The 21,291-nt window shown below is 68.6% G+C and carries 18 protein-coding genes, 1 pseudogene and 1 riboswitch; of the genes and pseudogenes, 10 read left to right on the top strand and 9 right to left on the bottom strand.

The genetic code is table 11. The annotated features are described in order from the left end of the window. Window positions 1-52 precede the first annotated feature (52 nt). On the top strand, window positions 53-307 hold the full coding sequence (gene hfq, locus P2T65_RS08195; RefSeq protein WP_055458280.1) for an RNA chaperone Hfq: 255 nt from the start codon (window positions 53-55) through the stop codon (window positions 305-307). A 1-nt stretch (window position 308) separates the two neighbouring features. Continuing rightward, window positions 309-1,700, top strand: a complete 1,392-nt coding sequence (gene hflX, locus P2T65_RS08200; protein ID WP_063186347.1) for a GTPase HflX — start codon at window positions 309-311, stop codon at window positions 1,698-1,700. A gap of 3 nt (window positions 1,701-1,703) precedes the next feature. Here hflX and mazG read toward each other — a convergent pair whose 3' ends face one another. Continuing rightward, window positions 1,704-2,537 carry a nucleoside triphosphate pyrophosphohydrolase gene (mazG, locus tag P2T65_RS08205; RefSeq protein ID WP_055458278.1) on the bottom strand — a complete coding sequence of 278 codons (834 nt, stop codon included), beginning with the start codon at window positions 2,535-2,537 and terminating at the stop codon, window positions 1,704-1,706. Window positions 2,538-2,864: 327 nt separating this feature from the next. On the opposite strand from mazG, the gene P2T65_RS08210 reads away from it, so the two are divergent. From P2T65_RS08210 to P2T65_RS08220, 3 genes are read left to right on the top strand one after another with little or no spacing between them, the layout of a single operon-like run. Next, the gene (locus tag P2T65_RS08210) at window positions 2,865-3,833 is read left to right on the top strand and encodes a tripartite tricarboxylate transporter substrate binding protein (protein ID WP_245282565.1); all 969 of its coding nucleotides are present in this window, start codon (window positions 2,865-2,867) and stop codon (window positions 3,831-3,833) included. After that, window positions 3,824-4,297, top strand: coding sequence for a tripartite tricarboxylate transporter TctB family protein (locus tag P2T65_RS08215; RefSeq protein ID WP_055458277.1), 474 nt, complete (start codon window positions 3,824-3,826; stop codon window positions 4,295-4,297). Before P2T65_RS08210 ends, P2T65_RS08215 begins: the two co-directional genes overlap by 10 nt. Further along, window positions 4,294-5,796 (top strand): tripartite tricarboxylate transporter permease, encoded by a 1,503-nt coding sequence (locus P2T65_RS08220; protein ID WP_276199565.1) that lies wholly within the window; start codon window positions 4,294-4,296, stop codon window positions 5,794-5,796. Before P2T65_RS08215 ends, P2T65_RS08220 begins: the two co-directional genes overlap by 4 nt. 19 nt (window positions 5,797-5,815) lie before the next feature. Here P2T65_RS08220 and P2T65_RS08225 read toward each other — a convergent pair whose 3' ends face one another. Together P2T65_RS08225 and P2T65_RS08230 are read right to left on the bottom strand one after the other, a co-directional pair. Further along, complete coding sequence (locus P2T65_RS08225) at window positions 5,816-6,286, bottom strand: Lrp/AsnC family transcriptional regulator (RefSeq protein ID WP_055458494.1); 471 nt, start codon at window positions 6,284-6,286, stop codon at window positions 5,816-5,818. A gap of 20 nt (window positions 6,287-6,306) precedes the next feature. Next, window positions 6,307-7,392 (bottom strand): NAD/NADP-dependent octopine/nopaline dehydrogenase family protein, encoded by a 1,086-nt coding sequence (locus P2T65_RS08230; protein WP_276199566.1) that lies wholly within the window; start codon window positions 7,390-7,392, stop codon window positions 6,307-6,309. Window positions 7,393-8,175: 783 nt separating this feature from the next. Here P2T65_RS08230 and P2T65_RS08235 point away from each other — a divergent pair. From P2T65_RS08235 to P2T65_RS08250, 4 genes are all read left to right on the top strand, one after another. Continuing rightward, window positions 8,176-8,517: a hypothetical protein gene (locus P2T65_RS08235; protein WP_063186353.1), complete on the top strand. Its 342-nt coding sequence runs from the start codon at window positions 8,176-8,178 to the stop codon at window positions 8,515-8,517. Window positions 8,518-8,631: 114 nt separating this feature from the next. Next, a complete protein-coding gene (locus tag P2T65_RS08240; protein WP_071923785.1) occupies window positions 8,632-9,756 on the top strand; it encodes an ABC transporter substrate-binding protein in 1,125 nt (374 codons plus the stop codon). Beyond that, window positions 9,749-10,822 carry an iron ABC transporter permease gene (locus P2T65_RS08245; protein WP_276199568.1) on the top strand — a complete coding sequence of 358 codons (1,074 nt, stop codon included), beginning with the start codon at window positions 9,749-9,751 and terminating at the stop codon, window positions 10,820-10,822. The genes P2T65_RS08240 and P2T65_RS08245 overlap by 8 nt, the downstream gene beginning before the upstream one ends. Beyond that, on the top strand, window positions 10,819-11,571 hold the full coding sequence (locus P2T65_RS08250) for an ABC transporter ATP-binding protein (protein ID WP_276199569.1): 753 nt from the start codon (window positions 10,819-10,821) through the stop codon (window positions 11,569-11,571). The genes P2T65_RS08245 and P2T65_RS08250 overlap by 4 nt, the downstream gene beginning before the upstream one ends. Here P2T65_RS08250 and P2T65_RS08255 read toward each other — a convergent pair whose 3' ends face one another. The 4 genes and pseudogenes from P2T65_RS08255 to P2T65_RS08270 form a co-directional block, all read right to left on the bottom strand. Beyond that, entirely contained in the window at window positions 11,572-12,366 is a 795-nt protein-coding gene (locus P2T65_RS08255; protein WP_276199570.1) for an ABC transporter ATP-binding protein, read from the bottom strand. It lies immediately after the preceding gene. Beyond that, complete coding sequence (locus P2T65_RS08260) at window positions 12,363-13,370, bottom strand: iron ABC transporter permease (RefSeq protein ID WP_276199571.1); 1,008 nt, start codon at window positions 13,368-13,370, stop codon at window positions 12,363-12,365. Before P2T65_RS08260 ends, P2T65_RS08255 begins: the two co-directional genes overlap by 4 nt. A 62-nt stretch (window positions 13,371-13,432) precedes the next feature. After that, the gene (locus tag P2T65_RS08265) at window positions 13,433-14,467 is read right to left on the bottom strand and encodes an ABC transporter substrate-binding protein (RefSeq protein WP_276199572.1); all 1,035 of its coding nucleotides are present in this window, start codon (window positions 14,465-14,467) and stop codon (window positions 13,433-13,435) included. 186 nt (window positions 14,468-14,653) lie between these two features. Next, window positions 14,654-14,838 (bottom strand): annotated as a pseudogene (locus P2T65_RS08270) (ribonucleotide-diphosphate reductase subunit beta); the annotation flags it as partial. Between the two features lie 136 nt (window positions 14,839-14,974). After that, window positions 14,975-15,188, bottom strand: a riboswitch (cobalamin riboswitch). A gap of 211 nt (window positions 15,189-15,399) precedes the next feature. On the opposite strand from P2T65_RS08270, the gene P2T65_RS08275 reads away from it, so the two are divergent. Then, window positions 15,400-20,103: an alpha/beta fold hydrolase gene (locus P2T65_RS08275; protein WP_276199573.1), complete on the top strand. Its 4,704-nt coding sequence runs from the start codon at window positions 15,400-15,402 to the stop codon at window positions 20,101-20,103. Between the two features lie 51 nt (window positions 20,104-20,154). Here the strand turns inward: P2T65_RS08275 and P2T65_RS08280 are convergent, their stop codons facing one another. Both P2T65_RS08280 and P2T65_RS08285 read right to left on the bottom strand, forming a co-directional pair. Continuing rightward, window positions 20,155-20,970 carry an alpha/beta fold hydrolase gene (locus P2T65_RS08280; protein WP_276199635.1) on the bottom strand — a complete coding sequence of 272 codons (816 nt, stop codon included), beginning with the start codon at window positions 20,968-20,970 and terminating at the stop codon, window positions 20,155-20,157. Window positions 20,971-20,988: 18 nt separating this feature from the next. Then, entirely contained in the window at window positions 20,989-21,228 is a 240-nt protein-coding gene (locus P2T65_RS08285) for a DUF1127 domain-containing protein (protein ID WP_186437972.1), read from the bottom strand. Window positions 21,229-21,291 lie beyond the last annotated feature (63 nt).

Genomic DNA, 21,291 nt, shown 5'->3' on the forward strand with positions numbered 1-21,291 from the left:
ACAACAAAAGCGCGCCGCGGACCGGCGGCGGCACGGCTGACGAGGCTCAACAATGGCGGGCGAACGCACGCAGAACCTGCAAGACACTTTTCTCAACAACGTCCGTAAGAACAAGGTTCCGCTGACGATCTTCCTCGTCAATGGCGTGAAGCTGCAGGGCGTCGTGACCTGGTTCGACAACTTCTGCGTCCTTCTGCGCCGGGATGGCCATTCGCAGCTTGTCTACAAGCATGCGATTTCGACGATCATGCCAGGCCATCCGATTCAGCTCTTCGAGCAGGGCGAAGAGGGCGGCGAAAAGGCCTGACTTGACCGAACCGAAAAACCGCAAGGGCGCGCTTGCCGCGCACCTGAACGAGCCTGAGAAGACCGTCGCTTCGGGGACCGCGACCTTCGTCGTCGGTCCTTATCCTGCGCGCAAGGCACGCGTGCGGGAGGAGGGCGGAGCGAACCTGCGGGATCCGCAGGCGCGGCTCGACGAAGCGGTGGGCCTCGCGCGCGCCATCGACCTCGACGTCGTCGAAGCCTTCATCGTGACGCTCGACGACGTGCGCCCGTCGACCTATCTCGGCAAGGGCAAGGTCGAGGAGCTGACCGGAGCCATCAAGGCCTCCCACATCGGCCTCGTGGTGATGGACTGCGCGCTGTCGCCGGTGCAGCAGCGCAATCTGGAACGGGCCTGGGGGTGCAAGGTCATCGACCGCACCGGGCTCATTCTCGAGATCTTCGGCCGCCGGGCCCGGACGCGCGAGGGCGCGCTCCAGGTCGAGCTGGCGCATCTGGCCTATCAGAAGAGCCGGCTGGTGCGCTCGTGGACGCACCTCGAACGCCAGCGCGGCGGCTTCGGCTTTCTCGGCGGTCCCGGTGAGACGCAGATCGAGGCGGATCGACGCATCATCCAGGAGCGCATGACGCGGATCGAGCGCGACCTCGAGCAGGTCAAGCGCACCCGCTCGCTGCACCGCGCCAGCCGCCGGCGCGTGCCTTATCCCGTCATCGCGCTGGTCGGTTACACCAACGCCGGCAAGTCGACGCTGTTCAATCGGCTCACCACCGCCTCGGTGATGGCCGAGGACATGCTGTTTGCGACGCTCGACCCGACGGCGCGCGCCATCACCCTGCCGCACGGGGAGAAGGCCATCCTCTCCGATACCGTCGGCTTCATTTCCGATCTGCCGACGATGCTCGTTGCCGCCTTCCGCGCGACGCTGGAAGACGTCGTCGAGGCCGACGTGCTCCTACACGTGCGCGATGTGTCGCACGAGGATACCGAAGCCCAGGCGGCCGACGTCGAGACCATCCTGCGCGAGCTCGGCATCGACGAAACCCGCCAACGCAGCCTCATCGAGGTCTGGAACAAGGCTGACCTGCTCGATGAAGCGGGCCGCGAGCGCCTCGCCGCGCTCGCCGTTCGCAAGGGTGAAGGGCCGCAGCCGGTGCTCGTGTCGGCCCAGACCGGATATGGCATCGACGCCCTGCTCGCCGAGATCGAGGCGCGCATCGCCGCCGGCAGGCCCGTCTACCGGGTGATCCTTGCCCCGACGGAGGGGGCGACGCTCAACTGGCTCTATGAGGAGGCCGAAATCCTCAGGCGCGAGGAGGGCGAGGACGGACACATCGCGCTGACCATCCGCCTGTCGCCCGACAAGGAGGCACGCCTGACCCGGCGCTGCCCCGGCGCGCGGCGCGTCGCGGCCTGAGCCTCACGCGCCCTCGCGTTCCCTGCGCTTGGCTTCCTGCCAGATGTCCTCCATGTCCTCGAGGGAGACGTCGGCCATGGATGCGCCCTGGCCTTCAACGACTTGCTCGATGAAGCGGAAGCGGCGCTCGAACTTGGTATTGGTGCCGCGCAGCGCCGCCTCCGGGTCGATTTCGAGGTGGCGAGCGAGATTGGCGACGGCGAAGAGCAGGTCGCCGATCTCGTCCTGCTGAGCCGCCCGGTCGGTCGAATCGAGCGTCTCCTCCACCTCGCGAAGCTCCTCGCGGATCTTGTCAACGACGGCCCGCCGATCCGTCCAGTCGAAGCCGACCGTCGCCGCCTTGCGCTGCAGCTTCTCGGCCCTTGTCAACGCGGGCAGCACCTTGGGCACGTCGGCGAGGAGGCCGCGGGGCGCGTCCTCCTCCCCGCCCGCGGTGGAGCGCTCGCGGCGACGTTCGTCCTTCTCCTGCCGCTTGATGTCGTGCCAGAGCGCCTTCACCGCCTCCGGCGCGAGATCGCGCGCCTCGCCGAAGACGTGCGGATGGCGGCGGATGAGCTTGGCGGTGATTGCCTGAACGACATCGCCGAAAGCGAACAGGCCCTCTTCCTCCGCCATGCGGGCATGGAAAACGACCTGCAGCAGGAGATCGCCGAGCTCATCGCGCAGGTCGAGGAAATCCCGCCGCTCGATCGCATCGGCCACCTCATAGGCCTCCTCGATCGTATAGGGCACGATGGTCTCGAAGGATTGTTCGAGATCCCAGGGGCAACCGGTGCCGGGCGTGCGCAGCGCCGCCATGATGGCAAGGAGCACCTCGATGTCGCGGGACGGTTTCATGTCGAGCCTCGGTGTCGGGCGGCAGCGGCCGATTGGGGCCCTCAATAGCAGAATTTTCGGCCGGTGCCCCTGTTCGGCTCCACACGGTGGGTGACAGTAATATTTCAACCACGGAGGAGCGTCCGCACGGCATTTTCGGGGCAGGGGCCGGCAGCGGCGTGAAAGGAAAACCTATTCCGCTGCTCCTGCGCTATCGTCAGGCCGTCGTGCCGGCAGAACCGTCTTTCTGTTGTACGTTGAAAAGAACACGTTGGCCGTTATAGAGGACAACAAGATCGGCAGTGCGCCGCCGTTCCGATGCGGCGGATTTTCGGAGGAGTGGAGCAGATGAAACGAGTTTTCCGCGCAGGGGTCATGGGAGTGGTTGCCGCCGTCGCGTTGTCCGGCAGCGCCCTTGCGGCAGATTATCCAACGAAGCCGATCGAGATGATCGTCGCCTTCGCGCCGGGCGGCGGCACCGACGTTGCCGCCCGCTCGATCGCGAGCTTCATGGAGAAGCACCTCGGCGGCGGCGCGCGCATCGCCGTCATCAACAAGCCCGGCGCCGGCGGCGAGATCGGCTGGACGGCAGTCGCTCAGGCCAAGCCGGACGGCTACACCATCGGCTTCATCAACGTACCGGCCATCAATGCGCTCGTCGTCGAGGGCAAGGCCAAGTTCAAGATGGACGACTTCCAGCCCATCGCGAACCTCGTCTACGACCCGGGCGTGCTCGTCGTCGGCAAGAACAGCCCGTACCAGTCCGTGAAGGATCTCGTCGAGGCGGCCAAGGCGAAGCCCGGCTCGATCGCCATCGGCACGTCCGGCGCCGTCGGCTCGTCCGAGCACATCACCATCCTCAATTTCGAGCGCCTGGCCGACGTCAAGCTGACGCACGCGCCCTTCGGCGGCACGGCGCCGGTGCGCCAGGCGGTGCTCGGCGGCCACATCCCCGCGGCGACGATGAACCTCAGCGAGGCGCTGCAGCTGTCGCGCGAGGGCGAGATCCGCGTCATCGGCGTCATGAGCGAGGAGCGCTCGGACTATCTGAAGGATGCGCCGACCTTCCGCGAACAGGGGTATGACGTCGTCGCCGGGTCATCGCGTGGCATCGCCGCGCCCAAGGGCATTCCTGCCGATATCGTCGCCAAGCTCGAAGCGGCGGTCGACAAGGCTCTGAACGATCCAGAATACCTCGAGGCGGCCAAGAAGGCGGAGATCCCGCTGCACTATCTCGCCTCGGGTGACTACAAGGCCTTCCTCGAAAAGAGCACCGCCGACCTCGAGGCGACCTGGAAGGTCTCGCCGTGGCGGTGACGACCGGTCCCTCTCGACGCATCGTCGAGATCGTGTTCGCGGCGGCGCTGATCGCCGTCGCGGGTGCGGTATTCGTCCTCTCGGCCGATTATCCGGCCGAGAGCGCGGCCTTCCCGCGCGTGCTGGCGGCACTGCTCGCCCTGTGCGGCCTCATCGTCACCGTGCGCCAGCTCCGGCACGGCACCGAAGCCGGCGGGCAGCCGTTCTTCGCCCATCTGCCGCGCTTCCTGCTCGCGGTCGTGATCCTCGTCGCCTATGTCGCGGCCATCGGCGTCGCCGGCTACCTGCTGCCGAGCTTCGCGCTCGCCGTCGGCCTGCCGTTCGTGCTCGGCTATCGGCGCCTCGCGCTCACCGTCCCGCTCGCCCTCGGCACGCTTGCCGCGATCGTCCTCATCTTCAATGTCGTCCTGGAGCGGCCCCTGCCGCCCGACGTCCTGATGCACCTGTGGGAGACGGTGCGGTGATCGATGCCCTTATCCATGCCCTGCCGCACGTCTTCGCGCCGGCCAATCTCCTCGCCGTCGTCATCGGCTCCATCGCCGGCCTCGTCGTCGGCGCCTTGCCCGGTCTCACGGTGACGACGGGCATCGCCATCCTCATTCCCATCACCTTCGGGCTCGATCCGCTGTTCGCGCTCGGCATGATGGCCGGCATGTACAACGCGGGCAGCTATGGCGGCGCCATTCCCGCCATCCTCATGCGCGTGCCTGGCACGCCGGCCTCCGTCGCCACCATCCTCGACGGCTACGAGATGACGAAACGGGGCGAGGCCGCCTATGCGCTGCAGGTCGCGGTCGTTTCCGGCGTCATCGGCAGTGCCCTCTCGGCCGTCGCGCTCATCCTCTTCGCGCCGCCGCTCGTCAAGGTGAGCCTGCTGTTCGGGCCGGCGGAATATTTCTGGCTGGCGATGCTCGGCCTTGCCACCATCTCGGCGCTGCTCGGCGACGACCTCGTCAAAGGCGTCACGGCCTCGCTCATCGGCCTCCTCATCGGCACGGTCGGGCAGGATCTGACGAGCGGCACCGAACGCTTCACCTTCGGTAGCCTGGAGCTGATGGACGGCTTCAGCATCGTGGTTCTGCTGACCGGGCTCTTCGCTTTGCCGCCGGTCTTCCAGATGGCGGAGGAATCGATCAAGGAAGGCATGTCGGCAGCGGCCCTGAAATTCAGGAAACAGCGTTCCGTCCTGCGCGAATGGCGCTATTTCCTGCCCGTCTGGCTGCGCAGCTCCGCCATCGGCGTCTTCATCGGCATCATGCCGGGCGCCGCCGGCAGCATGTCGTCCTTCCTCGCCTATAACGACGCCAAGCGCGTGGCGCGCAGCCCGGAAACCTTCGGGCAGGGCAACCCGGAGGGTGTCGCGGCCTCGGAGGCCGGCAACGGCGCGGACAATGCCGCCGCGCTCATTCCGGCCCTGTCGCTCGGCATTCCGGGCTCGGGCGTCGCGGCCGTCATCCTCGGCGGGTTGCTGGTGCATGGCCTCAGGCCGGGGCCGCAGCTCTTCCGCGACCATCCGGACGTCGTCTATGGCTTCATGCTGCAGATGCTCCTGTCCGCCTTCCTGCTGCTCGTCGTCGGCGGCCTTGCCGCGACGCGCATCTTCGGCCAGGTGCTGCGGCTGCCGCGCGTGGTGCTGGCGCCGCTGATCATCCTCTTCGTCGCCATCGGCGTCTATGCCGTCAACAACGCGATGTTCGACCTCTACATCCTCGTCGGCGTCGGGCTCGTCGCCTATGTGATGGAGAAGCTGGGCTATCCGCAGGCGCCCGTCGTGCTCGGGCTCATCCTCGGGCCGATGGCCGAGAGCCAGCTGCGGCTCTCGCTCACCATCTCCCAGGGCAACCCGGCCGTGCTGGTGTCGTCCTGGGTGTCGATCATCATCGCGCTGCTGACCGCCCTCGTGCTGGTGACGCCGCTCTACCGGGCCTGGCGCGAGCGGCAGCGCAAGCCGGCGGCGGCCTGAAGGCCGCCGCTCGGCCCGCTCATTCCGAGGCGAGAGCGTAGTCGAGCGGTATCTCGGTCGTCGACTTGATCTCCTCCATGGCGAACATGGAGGAGACGTCGGTGAGATCGACGCGGCTGATGAGCTTCTTGTACACCGCGTCATAGGCCGCAATGTCGGTGACGAGGGCGCGCAGGAGATAGTCTATCTCGCCGCTCATGCGATAGACGTCGACGATCTCCGGGATATCGGCCACGGCCTTCTGGAACTTCTCGAGCCAGGCGAGCGTGTGCTGGCTCGTGCGCACCGCGATGAACACGGTGACGCCGGCGTTGAGCTGCTTGCGGTCGAGCAGGGCGACGCGCTTGCGGATGATGCCGGCCCGTTCCAGCTTCTGGATGCGCCGCCAACACGGTGTGGGCGACAGGCCCGCCCGCTCCGCGATCTCGGCGATGGAGAGGGTCGCATCGCCCTGCAGGGCGGCAAGGATGCGACGGTCGAATTCGTCGATCGCCATGGGCTGTCCGCCTGCTATGCCTTGGCCGCCGGCCAGCCGTGGCGGGCGCGCTGCAGCAGTTCGTCCTTCGACAGGCCGTCGAGGCCGAGCACGGGCAGGAGGTCGTTCTCGGCCCGGAAGTCGCGCCCCCAGATGGCCGAGACGAGCGTGATCGCCGCCGCATGCACCGAGGTGTCGACGCCGGCGATCTTGCCCACCGCCTCGGCGAAGACGAGACCATAGGGCACGTCCTCCAGGATGAAGCGCGTATCGAGCGAGGTCGGCCCGGGCGGGCCGCCGCGCCGCGCATGGATCGTCCGCGCGATCTCGGCGAGGTCCGTCATCGGCACGTCGAAGGAGCGGTGGAAATGCTCCTCGATGGGATGGATCCTCAGGCCGAAGGCATCGGCAACGGCGAGCCGCTCGTGGTCCAGCGTCGTGATCAGCCGGCTGACGGAATCCGTCATGTAATGGTACTGCGGCCAGTTCTCGCCGCGTTCGATGCGCGTGAGATTGCCGAGCGCCAGCCCGAGATGGGCCACCGGGTTGATGTTGATGAGTGAGGTGGCGAGCACGTCGGACTGCGCGAGGAAGCGGTCGCCGAAGAGCGCCCGGCAGGTCTCGATGCCGACGGCGGCCTGCGAGACGGGCAGGGTGGCGACATGCAGGCTGGTGCGCACCGTCATGATCGCGACCTCGGTGCCGCTGCGCCGGCGCGCCGTCAGCACCGTGGTGCCCCAGGTGGCGATCGGCACCTCGACGCCCCGCTCGGCGAGGAGACGCGACAGGTAGAGCGCGCTCAGCGAGCACAACGAACTGATGACGACCACCTGGCCGGGCCGGATGTGCGGGGCCGCCGCTTCCATCACGGTGCGATGCCCGTTGCCGGGAACAGCGACGAGGATGACGTCGGCATCCGCGACAGCCCCGGCCGCGCTCGAAGCGACCTCCGGCCGGCACTCGCCCTCGATCTTGCCGCTGTAGCGCAGGCTCTCCCCCGCCGCGAGTTCGCGCGTGCCCGCGCCCGACGGCGACCAGAGCACCGGCACATGGCCGTGGTGGGCAAGCCAGGCGGCGGTGGCAAGACCGATACCCCCGGTCCCGAGAATGGCAACCTTCATGTCGTCTCCCGAAAGATTCCTTGTACACACCGGCGCATTTCCGGCGCCGGCTGCCGATCATAGCGCGGTGCGCGGGAATTCCTGCCTCAATTTGCCAAGCAGTGGAGCATGCGATTTCTGCCACTCGCTCGAGTGCTTGCCTTTGCGCAAAGCGGTTCCCGCTCTTGCCAGCTGTTGAGCCGGGCGGCGGGCGCATGGCCCGCAAAGACGGCGCCGAGCGGCAGGAGGACGACGGCTCCCAGATGGAGCGCGGGCCACCACAGGGTGATCGAGGAGAAGGGTGAGAGGGCTTTCAGCATGATATCCGCGTAGACGGGCGACCATTGAAGCGCTCGTCCTCGCCGATGAAGATCCGAGCAGCGTGGGGGCATCAGCCTTTGCGGCGGTTAGGGGACCCCATCCCTTGCGGTCTCCTCGATTGTTGACACGCTGGAGAGGCACAAGAGACCTGCCGGACGGCTCTGGCGCGATCGCCTCCATTAAATGCGATCGGTTCGCGTTCAAAGAATGAATTATGATTTTATATAAGTGACTTGTCGGACATTATTTAAAAATTGCTTTATCTAATGACATAACTCTCTCCCTGGCGGTTGCGCGACATCAATTACGCTCGCGCTCCCAGTGCTAAGCATATGTCAAAGGGCGAGGCGGCGTTGGGCCGCAGCGAGGTCCTGTTGAGCCGCACCGGCGCGATGCTAATGTCGCCGGTGAACCGGGGGACGGTGCGTGCAAATGAGGCGCAGACGGCAGGGGACGGGAACGCGACGCTGGATAGCGGTCGTCGTGGCCTATCTCTTCGTTTTGCAGTCGCTCCTTACAGGCCTTGCCGTCGAGGTCCATGCCGTCTCAGGCCCGGACGGCGACATTGCCTTCATGCTCTGCGCTCCCGGCACCATGGATATGCAGCAGGACGAGGGCACCCCTGCGACGGACGGGCGCTTCAACTGCTGCATCGCCGGATGTTCCCTGGCGGGCAGCGCCGTGCCGCCGGCAGCGAACGCCTTCACTCCCGTCGCCTACCGCATCGAGGACCGCATCGCCTTCGCGAACCATCGCGACGAGCCGCGCGGCTTCCTCGCCTGGCATTCTCCCGCCTGTCCACGCGGGCCGCCGGCCGCTGCCTGAACGGGCGACAGCGCCCGTCCCCCTGTCCCATCGCAACGCCTTCCCACCCGAAGCGCCACGTTGCGTGTCTTCCCGGAACAGCGCCGGCCAGCACGGCCGGCAAGGCAGGCATCCATGTTCAGAACCGTTTCGAGGCTGCTCGCGGCAGCCGTCGTCATCGCTTGTCCGCTCGCGGCGGGCGCGGCCCCTACCGAAATCACCGATGCGCTCGGCCGCAAGGTCACGGTCGAGCTTCCCGTCGCGCGTGTCGCCGTCAACTTCAACTTCGAGGAATTCACGGCCGTGGCCGGGCTCGAAGGCTGGCGCCGCGTCGTCGGCATCTCGCGTGCGCCGTGGGAAGGCTGGCGACCGGCCATCTTCTCCCGCTACAAGGCGGTCATCCCCAACCTCGCCGACATGCCCGATATCGGCCACACCGACGACGGCAGCTTCAGCGCCGAGAAGGTGATCGGGCTGAAGCCCGATGTCCTTTTCCTCTCCGAATGGGCCTACAAGGCGCTGACGACGGCCCGCGACCAGATCGAGGGCGCCGGCATCCCCATCGTCGTCATCGACTACAACGCCCAGGAGCTCGAACGGCATGTCGCCTCGACGCGGGCCATCGGCCGGGTCATGGGGGCCGAGGAACGCGCGGAAGAGCTCGCCGACCTCTATCGGCGCGAATACGCCGAGATCATGGCCAGGGTGGAGCGGGCCAGAAGCGAGCGGGCCGGCAAGCCACGCCCCAAGGTCTATGTGGAACTGGGGCAGGGCGGCGCCGACACCGTGGGCAACACCTACAACGGCACCATGTGGGGCCGGATCATCACGCTCCTCGGCGCCGAGAACCTCGCCGAGGGCCGGCTGCCCGGTCCGTGGGGGCAGCTCAATCCCGAGACCGTCATCGCCGAGGATCCGGACCTCATCCTCATCGCCGGCTCGTCCTGGGTGAATCGGCCGAAGGCCGTGCGCACCGGCTATGACATGACGCCGGACGGTACGCGCGCCACCCTGCGTCCCTATGCCGAACGGGCCGGCTGGTCCGACCTTGCCGCCATCCGCGAGGGGCGGATCGCCGCCATCGAGCACGGCCTGTGCCGCACGCTCTACGACTTCGTCGCGATGCAGTTCATCGGCAAGCTGCTCTATCCCGCCGCCTTCGCCGACGTCGATCCGGTCGGGGCCTTCCGGGACTACCACGAGAAGTACCTGCCGATCCCCTTCAGCGGCACCTGGATGCTGGACTACGGCCATGACTGACGTGCTCCTCGCGCCGCTGGCGCAACGCCGGGCCGAAGGCATCGCGGCCCTGCACGGCGCCATCGCGCGGCGCCGCGCCATGGTCCTTCTCGCCGGCAGCCTCGGGCTCGTCGCGAGCCTCGTCCTCGATGTCGCGACCGGCCCGGCCTTCCTCTCGCCGGCCGATGTCGTGCGCTCCCTCGCCGGTATGGCGGTGGAGCGCTCGGTCGATGCCATCGTGTGGTCGATCCGGCTGCCCGTCGCCTTCGTCGCGCTCGTCGTTGGCGCGGCGCTCGGGCTCTCGGGGGCGATCATGCAAACCATCCTCAACAACCCCCTGGCGTCGAGCTATACGCTCGGCGTCTCGGCGGGTGCGGGCTTCGGCGCCGCGCTCGTCATCGTCATCGGCGTCGCGCTGCCCGTGCCGGAGGCCTATGCCGTTCCCGTCATGGCCTTCCTCTTCGCCGCGCTCGCCTGCGCCGGCGTCTACGCCATCGGCCAGACGCGCGACGCCTCGCCCGAGATGCTGGTGCTCGGCGGCATCGCACTCCTCTTCCTGTTCCAGGCGTTGCTGTCGCTCCTCCAGTTCGTGGCCTCGCCCGAGGCCCTGCAGCAGATCGTCTTCTGGCTGTTCGGCAGCCTGCAGAAGGCGACATGGGGCAAGCTCGCCATCATCCTCCTGGTGCTCGTCGCCTGCGTGCCGTGCCTGATGCGCGACGCCTGGCGGCTCACGGCCCTCAAGCTCGGCGACGAGCGGGCCCGTGGCCTCGGCGTCGACGTGCGGCGGCTGCGCCTGCGCTGCTTCGCCCTCGTCTCGGCGCTGACCGGCGTCGCCGTGGCCTTCGTCGGCACCATCGGCTTCGTCGGCCTCGTCGCGCCGCATGTGGCGCGCATGCTGATGGGGGAGGACCAGCGCAGCTTCCTGCCGGCCTCGGCGCTCTTCGGTGCGCTTCTCCTGTCGCTCGCCTCGATCGCCAGCAAGACCGTGCTGCCGGGCGCGGTCGTGCCGATCGGCATCGTCACCTCGCTCGTCGGCGTGCCCTTCTTCGTCTGGCTGACGGTGTCCTGCCGGAGGGCCTTCTGGTGAAAGTCGCCATTTCGCATCTCGCCGTGCGCTACGGCCCGACACAGGTGATCGACGGGCTCGATCTTTCGGCCGGGCCCGGCGAGATCCTCGCCGTTCTCGGGCCGAACGGCTCGGGCAAGTCCTCCCTCGTGAAGGCCGTGGCCGGCCTCGTGCCGCACGCCGGGTCCATCACCTTCGACGGCGAGGCCCGGCGGCCGGGGCGCATCGGCTACATGCCGCAGGACATCGGCGCACGCGCCGCGCTGACGGTGCTGGAGACGGTGCTGCTCGGCCGGCTGGGCCGGCTCGGCCTGCGCGTCGGGGAGGCCGATCTCGCGGCGGTGGACGCCGTCCTGTCCGAGCTCGGCCTGCACCGGCTCGCCGCCCGCTATCTGGGCGAGCTCAGCGGCGGCCAGCGCCAGCTCGTGTTCCTCGCCCAGGCGCTCGCAGCCGAGCCGCGCCTGCTGATGCTCGACGAGCCCATCAGCGCGCTCGACGTGCGCCACCAGCTCGAGGTGCTGGAGATCGTCCGGCGCCTCACCGTCGCGCGGCGGCTGACGACGCTCGTCGTGCTGCACGACCTCAACATGGCGGCCCGCTTCGCCGATGCGGTGGCCGTCATCTGCAACGGCCGGCTCGCGCGCTTCGGCACCCCGGCCGACGTCATCGACGAGGCCATGCTGGCCCAGGTCTTCGGCGTCGAGGCCTCCGTCGCCCTGGCCGGTGATGGACGCCCCAACGTCATGCCGCTGCGGGCGTCCAGGCACTGATCAGGACGCTGCATGCCGCGCGCGCGGCACCGCGACAGGGTGCCGGTAACGGATGAAGCAGGAGCCGGCGGCATCGATTTCGACGCTCGCGTCGACCTTGAAGACCTCGGCGAGGCGCCGGCTCGTCAGGACGTCGGCAGGTTTGCCTAGCGCAACGAGGCGGCCGGCCTGCATGACGGCGATGCGGTCGCAGAACATTGCCGCGTGGTTGAGGTCGTGCAGCGCCGCGATCACGGTGAGGTCCTGCGAGCGGACGAGGTCGAGCAGACCGATCTGGTGCTCGACGTCGAGGTGGTTGGTCGGTTCATCGAGAATGAGGATGCGCGGCTCCTGCGCGAGCGCGCGGGCGATGTGGAGCCGCTGGCGCTCGCCGCCGGACAGGGTCTGCCACGAACGCGACGCAAGATGCGTCATGTCGACGTCCGCCATCGCCTTGTCGACGATCGCGTCGTCGCGCGAGGACCAGGGGGAGAGGGCGCTCAGACGCGGCGTGCGGCCGAGCGCGACGGCTTCGCGGGCCGTCAGGCGCTCCGCCGTTTCCGCCTGCTGCTCGACGAGGGCGATTTGTCGCGCGAGATCGCGGCGTTTCATGTGGTTGAGGAGCGTGCCGGCGAGGGTGACGGTGCCCGAGACCGGCGCGCGCAGGCCTGCGAGCATCGCAATCAGGCTCGTCTTGCCGGAACCGTTCGGCCCGACGAGGCCGAGAAACTCGCCCGGCGTTACATCGAGCGACACTCGGTCGACGATGGCCCGCCGTCCGGCTCTCCAGACGAGATCCTGTGCGCTCAAGATCATCGGGCAACGGGCCTGTGTATGAGGATCAGCGCAAAGGCGGGCGCCCCGACGAGCGCCGTCATGACGCCGATGGGCAGGACCTGCCCGGGAATGACCGTGCGGGACAGGACGTCCGCCGCGATCATGAAGGTTGCGCCGATGAGGGCCGAGGCGGGCAGCAGTCGCCCGTGCCGCACGCCGACGATGAGGCGCGCCGCATGCGGAATGACGAGCCCGACAAACCCGATCGAGCCGACGATGCTCACCATGGTCGCCGTCATGAAGGCACAGGCGGCGATGAGCACCGCATAGACGCGCTTCACCGGCACGCCGAGCGATGCCGCGGACCGGGAGCCGAAGGCGAAGGCATCGAGCGCACGTGCATGGAGGAGGCAGATGAGGAGCCCGCCGAGCGCCACGGGCACGGCGAGCGACACATCGGGCCAGCGCACGCCTGACAGGTTGCCGAGCAGCCAGAACATGATGCCGCGCGCCTGGTCGGCCGTCGCCGATTTCGTGACGACGAAGGAGGTGAGGGCGTTGAAGAGCTGGGAGCCGGCGATCCCCGCGAGGATGATGGCCGCCGGGCCCCGTCCGGCCCCGAGCGCGAGCAGCGCGACGAGGCCGAAGGCGAGGAGCGCTCCGGCGAAGGCGCCGAGCGACAGCGATACGAAGCCGGAGCCGAGGCCGAGGATGGCGACCGCGACCGCCCCGCTCGAAGCGCCCGCCGAGATGCCGAGGATATACGGGTCGGCAAGCGCGTTGCGGAGCAGGGACTGGAGCACGACGCCGCCCAAGGCGAGCGAGGCGCCGCAGCAGGCCGCGACGAGGGCGCGCGCGATGCGGTAGTTCCAGACGATGCCCTCGTCGATGGGATCGAGTGCATAGCCCGCACTCCACAGGCGGTTGGCCACGGTCTTGGCCACCGTCTCAACCGGAATGGACGTCTCGCCCACGGCCGCGCCGAGCGCGAGCGCGGCCGTCAGGATCGCGGCAGCGACGAGTCCATCCGCAACGAAGCGCAAAGGCGCGAGCGCCGGCCTTGTCCGGCCCGCGTCAACTTCGACCGGGGACAGCTGTAGCGACGTCACTGGACGAGACCGGCTTTCTCGAGCGCATCGGCGAGAACCTCGATGCCCTCGATCGTGCGGATCGTCGGGTTCATCGCCTGGGCGTCCATGACGATGACGCGGCCGTCCTTCACCGCCGGCATGAGGCGCGTGACCGGATCGCTCTCGAGGAATTTCAGCTTCACGGTGATGTCGTCGGCCGGGTAGCGGCGCCGGTCCATCCGGCCGGCGACGAGGACCGTCGGATTGGCCCGCGCGATCGTCTCCCAGCCGACCGTCGGCCATTCCTCCTTGCTCTCGATGACGTTGCGGACCCCGAGCGTCGCCATGATGTAGCCCGGTGCGCCGCTCAGCCCCGCGACATAGGGATCGATGTCGAGCTGGGCGCTGGAGAACCAAAAGACGGCCGACACCTTGCCGCCGAGCGAGGCGATCTTCTGCCGGGCCGCCGCTTCGCGGGCCTTCAGCTTTGCGATCAGCGTGTCGCCCCGCTCCTTGACGTCGAAGATGCGGGCGAGATCGTCGATCTCCTGATAGATCAGCTCCATCGAGAATTTGGTGGTGCGCACGCCGTCGCCGCCACTCGAATTGTCCTTGCCGATGCAATCGGCCGGGGAGGTGTAGACCGGGATGCCGAGCTCGGCGAACTGCTCGGGCGTCGCGACCACGCCCTGCGGGCCGATCTGCCACTGGAACTGCGTCGTGACGAGGTCCGGCTTCGCGCCGAGCACGCTCTCGAAGTTCGGATCGTTGTCGGCGAGCCGCGGGATGGTGGCATTGACCTCCTCGTAGCCCTCGATCACCGGCCCGAGCCACACCGCCGTACCGACGACCTTCTCCGCAAGGCCAAGGAGGTAAAGGATTTCCGTCGAGCTTTGGCCGACGGAAACCGTGCGCGTCGGCGCCTGCGTAAAGATGATGTCACGGCCGCAGTTCTTCACCGTCAGCGGATATTGTGTCTGCCCGGCGACGGCAGGTGGAGCAAGCGCCAGGAGGGCGGCTGCACCGCAGGCCCCGAGGAAGGGACGGAGGAAGCTGGTTGGCAAGGTCATGGTCCTTTTTGGGAAACAGGCCATCTGGTTTTGCCGTCCATCCCGTGCGGGAGCGGCGCAGATGGCTGAAAGCAGGGCGCGTCGCAGCAAAATGAAATGTTATAACATTCACTATGTCACGCCGGGTACCGGCGCAAGATCGTTTGCACGGCATTCGCGCCATACACAGGTGGCTGCGTAGCAGCGGTTGGCGATGAAGTGCATGCTGGTCGCACGGCGGCGCGTTCAGCCCGAGGAAGCCGCGCGGTATGGTGTCCCGTCCCGCAGGCTGCCTCGCTCTCGGCCGCTTGCTTCAGCATCGTCCTGAACTCGTCCTGGAAGGCGCCGGTCCACAGATGCGGGTTCTCGGACCTGATCTGGTTGATGGCGTTCGGTTTCCACGGACAAAGACACCGGCTTCAAACCCCATTATCGGGCGCAAAGGCCGGGCGGATGCGAGGATGGCGTCGACGGCTCACGCCGTGGTCCCGACGACCCAAGCGACCCACCGGGACACCCCGCCCGAGGACGTTTCGTTCCAGTCACGGTAGGTCTCCTGGCTCGCGGATCGTCGCCTTCGTCCGGCCTTCCCGGAGCCCGCGGGCTCCAGTGACACGAGATGGACGATTGGCTCGCCGCTCACAGTTGCGGGGGCAGCTCCGGCCTTGCCGCTCGGCGCACCGGATTCCCTCTTAGCTCTCGTTTCAGGACGATTCGAGAGACCATGACTACTAGATAGCGTGCCGATCGCGAGCGGCAGCGTCAATATCTTGGCGCCATCCTTCCTCGACTGTGTTGGCGAGCCGCCGAGCCGGCGAGCGTTCCCACTCCGGCGCACGGGGTGCGGGTTTCGTCGGGTGCGCTGCGGCACATCCCGGCAGCGCTGGCCGAATGATAACTTTCAGCCCTCCGCCGCAATTGGTACATTTTGAAACGAGTAGAGGCAGTATGCCGTGTCGCTCGATATCCGCGTTCTTGGAGACCTGACGGTCCTTCGCGCCGGCGAGGCCGTGTCCCTGCCGCCGTCGCGCAAGACGCGGGCGCTGCTGGCCTATCTCGCCATGACCGACAGGCCGCAGCGGCGCGAGCGGCTGTGCGAGATGTTCTGGGAAATCCCGGACGACCCGCGCGGTGCGCTGCGCTGGAGCCTGTCGAAGATCCGCCAGATCGTCGAGAACGGCGAGGGCGGCGTTCTGGAGGCCGACCGCAACACGGTCTATCTCAACAAGGACGGTCTGGTCCTCGATGTGGCGCCGCTGCGCGGCCTCGGCATCCGCGATATCGAAGCGCTCGGCACCGAAAGCCTGGAGGCGCTCGCCGGCGCCTTCCGCGGCCGCTTCCTCGACGATCTCTCGCTGCCGCGCTGCCCGGAGTTCGAGGCCTGGCGCATCGCCGTCGGCGACGAGCTCGACGTCACGCGCCTGCGTCTCCTGCGCATCCTGATCGACCGTCTGGCGGACGAGCCGGAGCGCGCGCTCGTCCACGCCCGCATGTTGCAGGCCCTCGAGCCCGACGACGAGACGGTGCGCACGGACATCCGCCGGCTCGGAGAGGCTGCCCGCCGGATCGCGATGGTCCAGCCGCGGCAGGCCAGGGAGGGCGAGGCTGCGCCTGTCGAGGCCCGCGAGGAGAGGGAGGCGGAGCCGCAGGGCCCGGCCGCAGCCACGCCGCTGGCCCAGGAAATCCGTCGCTGCGCGACGCCCGACGGCGTGCGGCTGGCCTATGCGCTGAGCGGCCAGGGGCCGCCCCTCGTCCGCGCCGCCCACTGGATGTCGCATCTGGAGCGCGACTGGGACAGCCCGGTGTGGAAGCACTGGATGGAGGGGCTCTCGGCCAATTTCCGGCTGGTGCGCTACGACCAGCGCGGCAACGGCCTGTCGGACCGCGACCCGGCCGATCTCACCTTCGAGGCGATGATCGCCGATCTCGAGAGCATCATCGACGCCGCGGGCCTGCGCCGCGTCTTCCTGCTCGGCATCTCGCACGGGTGCGCCACGTCGATCGCCTATGCCGCGCGCCATCCCGAGCGCGTGGCCGGCATGGTGCTCTACGGCGGCTTCAGCCAGGGCTGGCGCAGGCGCGGGGACCCGCGCGAGGTGGCGCGCCGCGAGGCGATGAGTGCCCTGATGCGCGAGGGCTGGGGACAGGACGACCCGGTCTTCCGCCAGATGTTCACCTTCATGTTCATCCCCGAGGCGACGCCCGAGCAGAAGGATTGGTACAACGATCTGCAGCGGGACACCGTCTCGCCCGAGGTGGCGCACCGGATCTTCGAGGAAGGCGGCGAGATCGACGTGACGGATCTCCTGCCGCGGATCCGCGTGCCGACGCTCGTCATGCATGCCACCCGCGACGCGGTGATCCCCTTCGAGCACGGCAAGGCGCTCGCCGCCAGCATGCCGGGTGCGCGCTTCCTCGCGCTCGACAGCGCCAACCACGTGCTCCTGGCGCACGAGCCGGCCTTCGCCACTTTCCTCGAGGAGACGCGCCGCTTCCTTGCCGATCCGGAAGAAACGCAGAAGCTTTCCCAGCCGCCGGCGCGCCTTGGTATCGACCGGTCCCGCCAGTACGTCACGGTGCTGGCTGCCGAGGTCGTCAGCCCGCTCGATGCCGTCGAGACCGTCGATCCCGAGACCGCGGAGTGCGAGCTGCAGCCGATCTACGACCGCCTGGTGGCGGTGATCGAGGAGCACGGCGGCGTCGTCACGGCCAATCTCGACGGCATGGTCAGCGCGACCTTCGGCCTGGCACGGGCGACGGAGGACCACGCCTTCCTCGCCTGCCGGGCGGCGCTTGCGACGCGGCTCGCGGTCGAGGAGCTGTCGCAGGGCGGTGCGCGGCTGAGGGCCGGGATCGACACGGGCGAGGTCATCGTGCGCCAGACGCCCGGACCGGACGGCATCCGGGTCGAGGTGAACGGCGTCGCCACGCGGTCCGCGAACCGCCTGATGCGCGCGCTGCGGCGAGCGACCATCGCCGCGACGGCCCGGGCGCGAACGGCAGCCGGCGGCTATCTCCAGATGCAGCGGATGCGCCATGCCGAACACCCGCAACTCGGGCGGGACGAGCGGGCCTATGAGCTCGTCAGCGAGAACCACGCCCTGTCCCGCTGGCATCGCAGGGCGAACCGCGGACTGACCGGCCTCGTCGCGCGCGAGGCCGAGCTCAAGAGCCTCATCACGGCCTGGCGGCGCGTGCGCGAGGGCCATGGGCAGGTCGTCGGCATCGTTGCCGATCCCGGCCTCGGCAAGTCGCGCCTCGCGCACGAGTTCCTCGCCCTCGACGAGGTCGCCGGCTTTGCCGTTCTCGAAAGCGGCGGCCATGAATTCGATGCCAGCGTCTCGCTCGGCGTCGCCAAGAAGCTGCTGCTGTCCGCCTGCGGCATCCGCGGCGAGGACACGCTGGAGGAGGCGCGCTATCGCCTCCTGCGCCGGCAGGCGGAGCTTGCGCTCGACCCGGGTCACGGCGCGCCGTTGTCCTTTCTCGCCGACATGCCGGTCGAGGACGAGGCCTGGCACCGGCTCGATGCGCGCGAGCGGACGGCCCGCGTCTGCGCGGCGATGAGCGCCTTCCTCATCGCCGTGAGCCGGCAGGCGCCGCTCGCCCTGCTGGTGGAGGATCTGCACTGGATCGATGCGGAGAGCGAGGCCATCGTGAACCGCCTCGTCGATGCGATCGGCGCCAACCGCATCATGCTCATCGCCACCTATCGGCCGCACTACCGGCACGGCTGGGCACGCAGGGGCTCGTTCCAGCAGATCAGGCTGGAGCGTTTCGTGCGCGAGGAGATGGACGCGTTCCTGACGGCGCTGCTCGGCTCCGACCCGAGCCTCGGGGACCTGCGCGCGCTCCTGACCGAGCGGGCCGATGGCACGCCGCTGTTCCTCGAGGAGATGGTGCGGGCGCTGGCCGCGAGCGGCGCCCTCATTGGCCAGCCCGGCCATTTCGAGGCGAGAAGCCCCGTCACCGACGTGGTCGTCCCCTCATCGGTGCAGTCGGTTATCGCCGCCCGCATCCAGCAGCTCGGCGATACGGAGCGCCAGGTGCTGCAGGTTGCCGCCGTCATCGGCCGCAACGTGCCGCGCCCGCTGCTGCAGCACCTCATGGCCGGGGCCTATCTCGATGCGGCGCTCACCCGCCTGCAAGAGCTCGAATTCCTCTTCGAGGTGCAGAGCTTCCCGCATGTCGAATACACCTTCAAGCACGCCCTGACCCTCAACGTCGCCTACGACTCGCTGCTGCTGGAGGACCGCAGGCAACTGCACCGAAGCGTCTTTGCGGCGATGGAACGGCTCTATGCCGGCTCGCTGACCCACCACATCGAGCAGCTCTCCGAACATGCGTTTCGCGCCGAGCAGTGGGAGCCGGCCGCGCACTACCTGCTCATCGCCGCGGGCCGGGCCGAGGAGCGTTCGGCCTATGCGGCGGCGGCGCGGTTCCTCGAGAAGGCACGCAAGGCCATCGCGGCCCTGCCGCGGACGCCGGAGACGCTCGCCCAGGCGATCGACCTGCGCGTGCGCATGCGCCCGGCCTATGGCGCACTCGGCGACTATCACAAGGCTCTCGGCCCGCTCCTGGAGGCGCGCGAGCTCGCGATGGAGCTAGGGGATCCGCAGCGCATCTCCGACGTTCTCCTCCATCTGAGCTATCTCAACAGCTCGCACGGCCGCTTCGAGGAGGCGCTGGAGCCTGCGGAGACGCTGAATCGCGCGGCCACGGCCAACGGCGTCGAGCGCTGCATCAGCGAATCCGATCTCGCCGCCGCGCAGGCCCTCATCCTGCGCAGCAGGGCGCGGCAGGTGCTGGAGCGCCTTGCCCCGCACGAGGAGCGCTTCACCAGGCTCTGGCGCCTGGAGCGCTTCGGGCAGATCGGCGCGCGATCAGTCTGGTATCTCGGCCATCGTGCCCAGGCGCAGGCCCGCCTCGGCCTGTTCGATGCGGCCGACCTGACGCTCGCCGAGCTGCGTCAAGTGGTCAGCGAGGTGGCGCGGCCCGTCGACAGCTGCGCGGAAGTCTATTTCACCGGGGTCGTCGAGGTCCTGCGCGGTCCCGACGCGCAGGTCGTGAAGCGTCTGCGGCAGACTGTGTCGGAGGCAAGCAGCAGCGGGCGGCTGCTCGTGCAGGGATGGCTGCTCGCCATTCTCGGCCACGCGGAATTCATGCTGGGCGAGATGGAGACAGCCTATGTCACGCTCGAGAAGGCCATCACCGAGGCCGAGCGGATAGACCTGCCGCAGTTCGAATGTCACGCCCGGGCCGTGCTAGCCGGCCTGCGCGCACGCCTGGGCGAGCCGGAGGCCGCGGCCAATCTCGCCCATGCGCGTGAACTCGCCCGCCAGCGCGACGACCCGTGGAGCGAGATCCTCGTGCTGCGCGGCTTCGCCGCGCTGAAGCCGGCGCGGTCCGCTGTGACCTGGCTGGAAGAGGCCTGCGCCCTTGCACGGCGGCGCGAACTGCGGCCTGAACTTGCCCGCTCGCTGCGAACCCTCGGACACGCCCAGCGCAGGATCGATCCCGCTCTCGCCGCCGCGACCCTCGCGGAGGCTAACGCGCTCTATGGCGAGATGGGCCTGCGCGAGCGCCTCGCCGGCGCTTCGGAGCGGCGGACGGTGCAAAGAGCCGCCGAGGATCATGCCGCGAGGGCGATCACGACGTAGCATCGCCCGGCGCCCGACGATTTTTCGGGGACCGGGCGAGGCCGAGCCCGATCATGCGGCTTGCGACCGGGTAGCGGCTGCGCCAGCCAGCGCGACATGACGGGCGATGCGCTCCGCGACCAGCGTCTCGTGGGTTACGGGACCCATGTGCCCGGCGCCGGCCACCACCTCCAGGGCCGTGGCCGCAAGGCGCGAGGCGAGTTCCTCGGCGATGAGCCGCGTGGGTGCCGGCGCATGTTCGCCGCGCAGGAGGAGGACCGGGAAGGGGAAGCCAAGATACCGGCTCATCGCCGTCGACTCGTGGATGAGGGCGCGAAAGTCGAGGCTCGCCTTCGGCAGGTAGCCGACAAGCTTCGCCTGCAGGTCCGGGCGCATGGTGCTGAAGGCGCCGGCGCCGTTCCAGTAGTCGACGAAGCGCTCCGCCGCCGCCCGGCAGGAGCCTTCGGAGAGGCCCGTGTGGATGGCGCCTGCGATCGCCTGGATCTCCCGAAGCGCCGCTCGGCCGGGTGGGCCCATCGTCCTCAAGAGATGAAATGCGGACGGCTCGTAAAGGCTGAGGCTCGCCAGCCGCTCGGGCCGCCGGGCGGCGATGTGGAGCGCCAGGCCCCCGCCATAGGAATGGCCGACGAGATGCACCGGCCCCTCGAGGCGGTCGATAAGGGCGATGATGCTCGCCGCCTCGTCCGCCAGGGAGAAGATTGCCTGGCCTTCCCACGCGCCGCCTCCGTCGGAGCCGATGAGATCGGGCGCGATGAGGCGATGGTCGGGGGCGAGGCGCTCTGCGAGCCTGCGCCACTGCCGGCCTCCGCCGCCGGAGCAGTGCAGGGCGACGACGTGGCCGGCAAGGTGGCCGGGGTGCGATGCCATCTTCACGGAGGCCGTTCCTCAGTACCGGTCGCGGCCGGAGAGGCCGTGTTCGCTGAAGGCCGTCACGTCGTCGATCTGCGAGCGGTCGATGCCGACGTCCAGGAGCAGGTAGTCGGGCAGCTCGTGGAGGTCCCGCCGGGCCTGCTGCAGGTGCAAGAAGCGGCGCATGTCGGCAAAGGCTCCCGCCACGATGCGAAGAGACGGAAAGCGAGCATGCCGGCTGGCGTGAAACGGCGTTACATGGTCGAGGACACTCATGGTCGTCTCCATTCTTCGGGGCACTGAAGGGCGCCGATGCGACACTTATCCGGGTTGAACGTG

The sequence above is a fragment of the Chelatococcus sp. XZ-Ab1 genome (assembly GCF_029309855.1).
In the GTDB taxonomy this organism is placed as follows: Bacteria; Pseudomonadota; Alphaproteobacteria; order Rhizobiales; family Beijerinckiaceae; genus Chelatococcus_A; species Chelatococcus_A sambhunathii.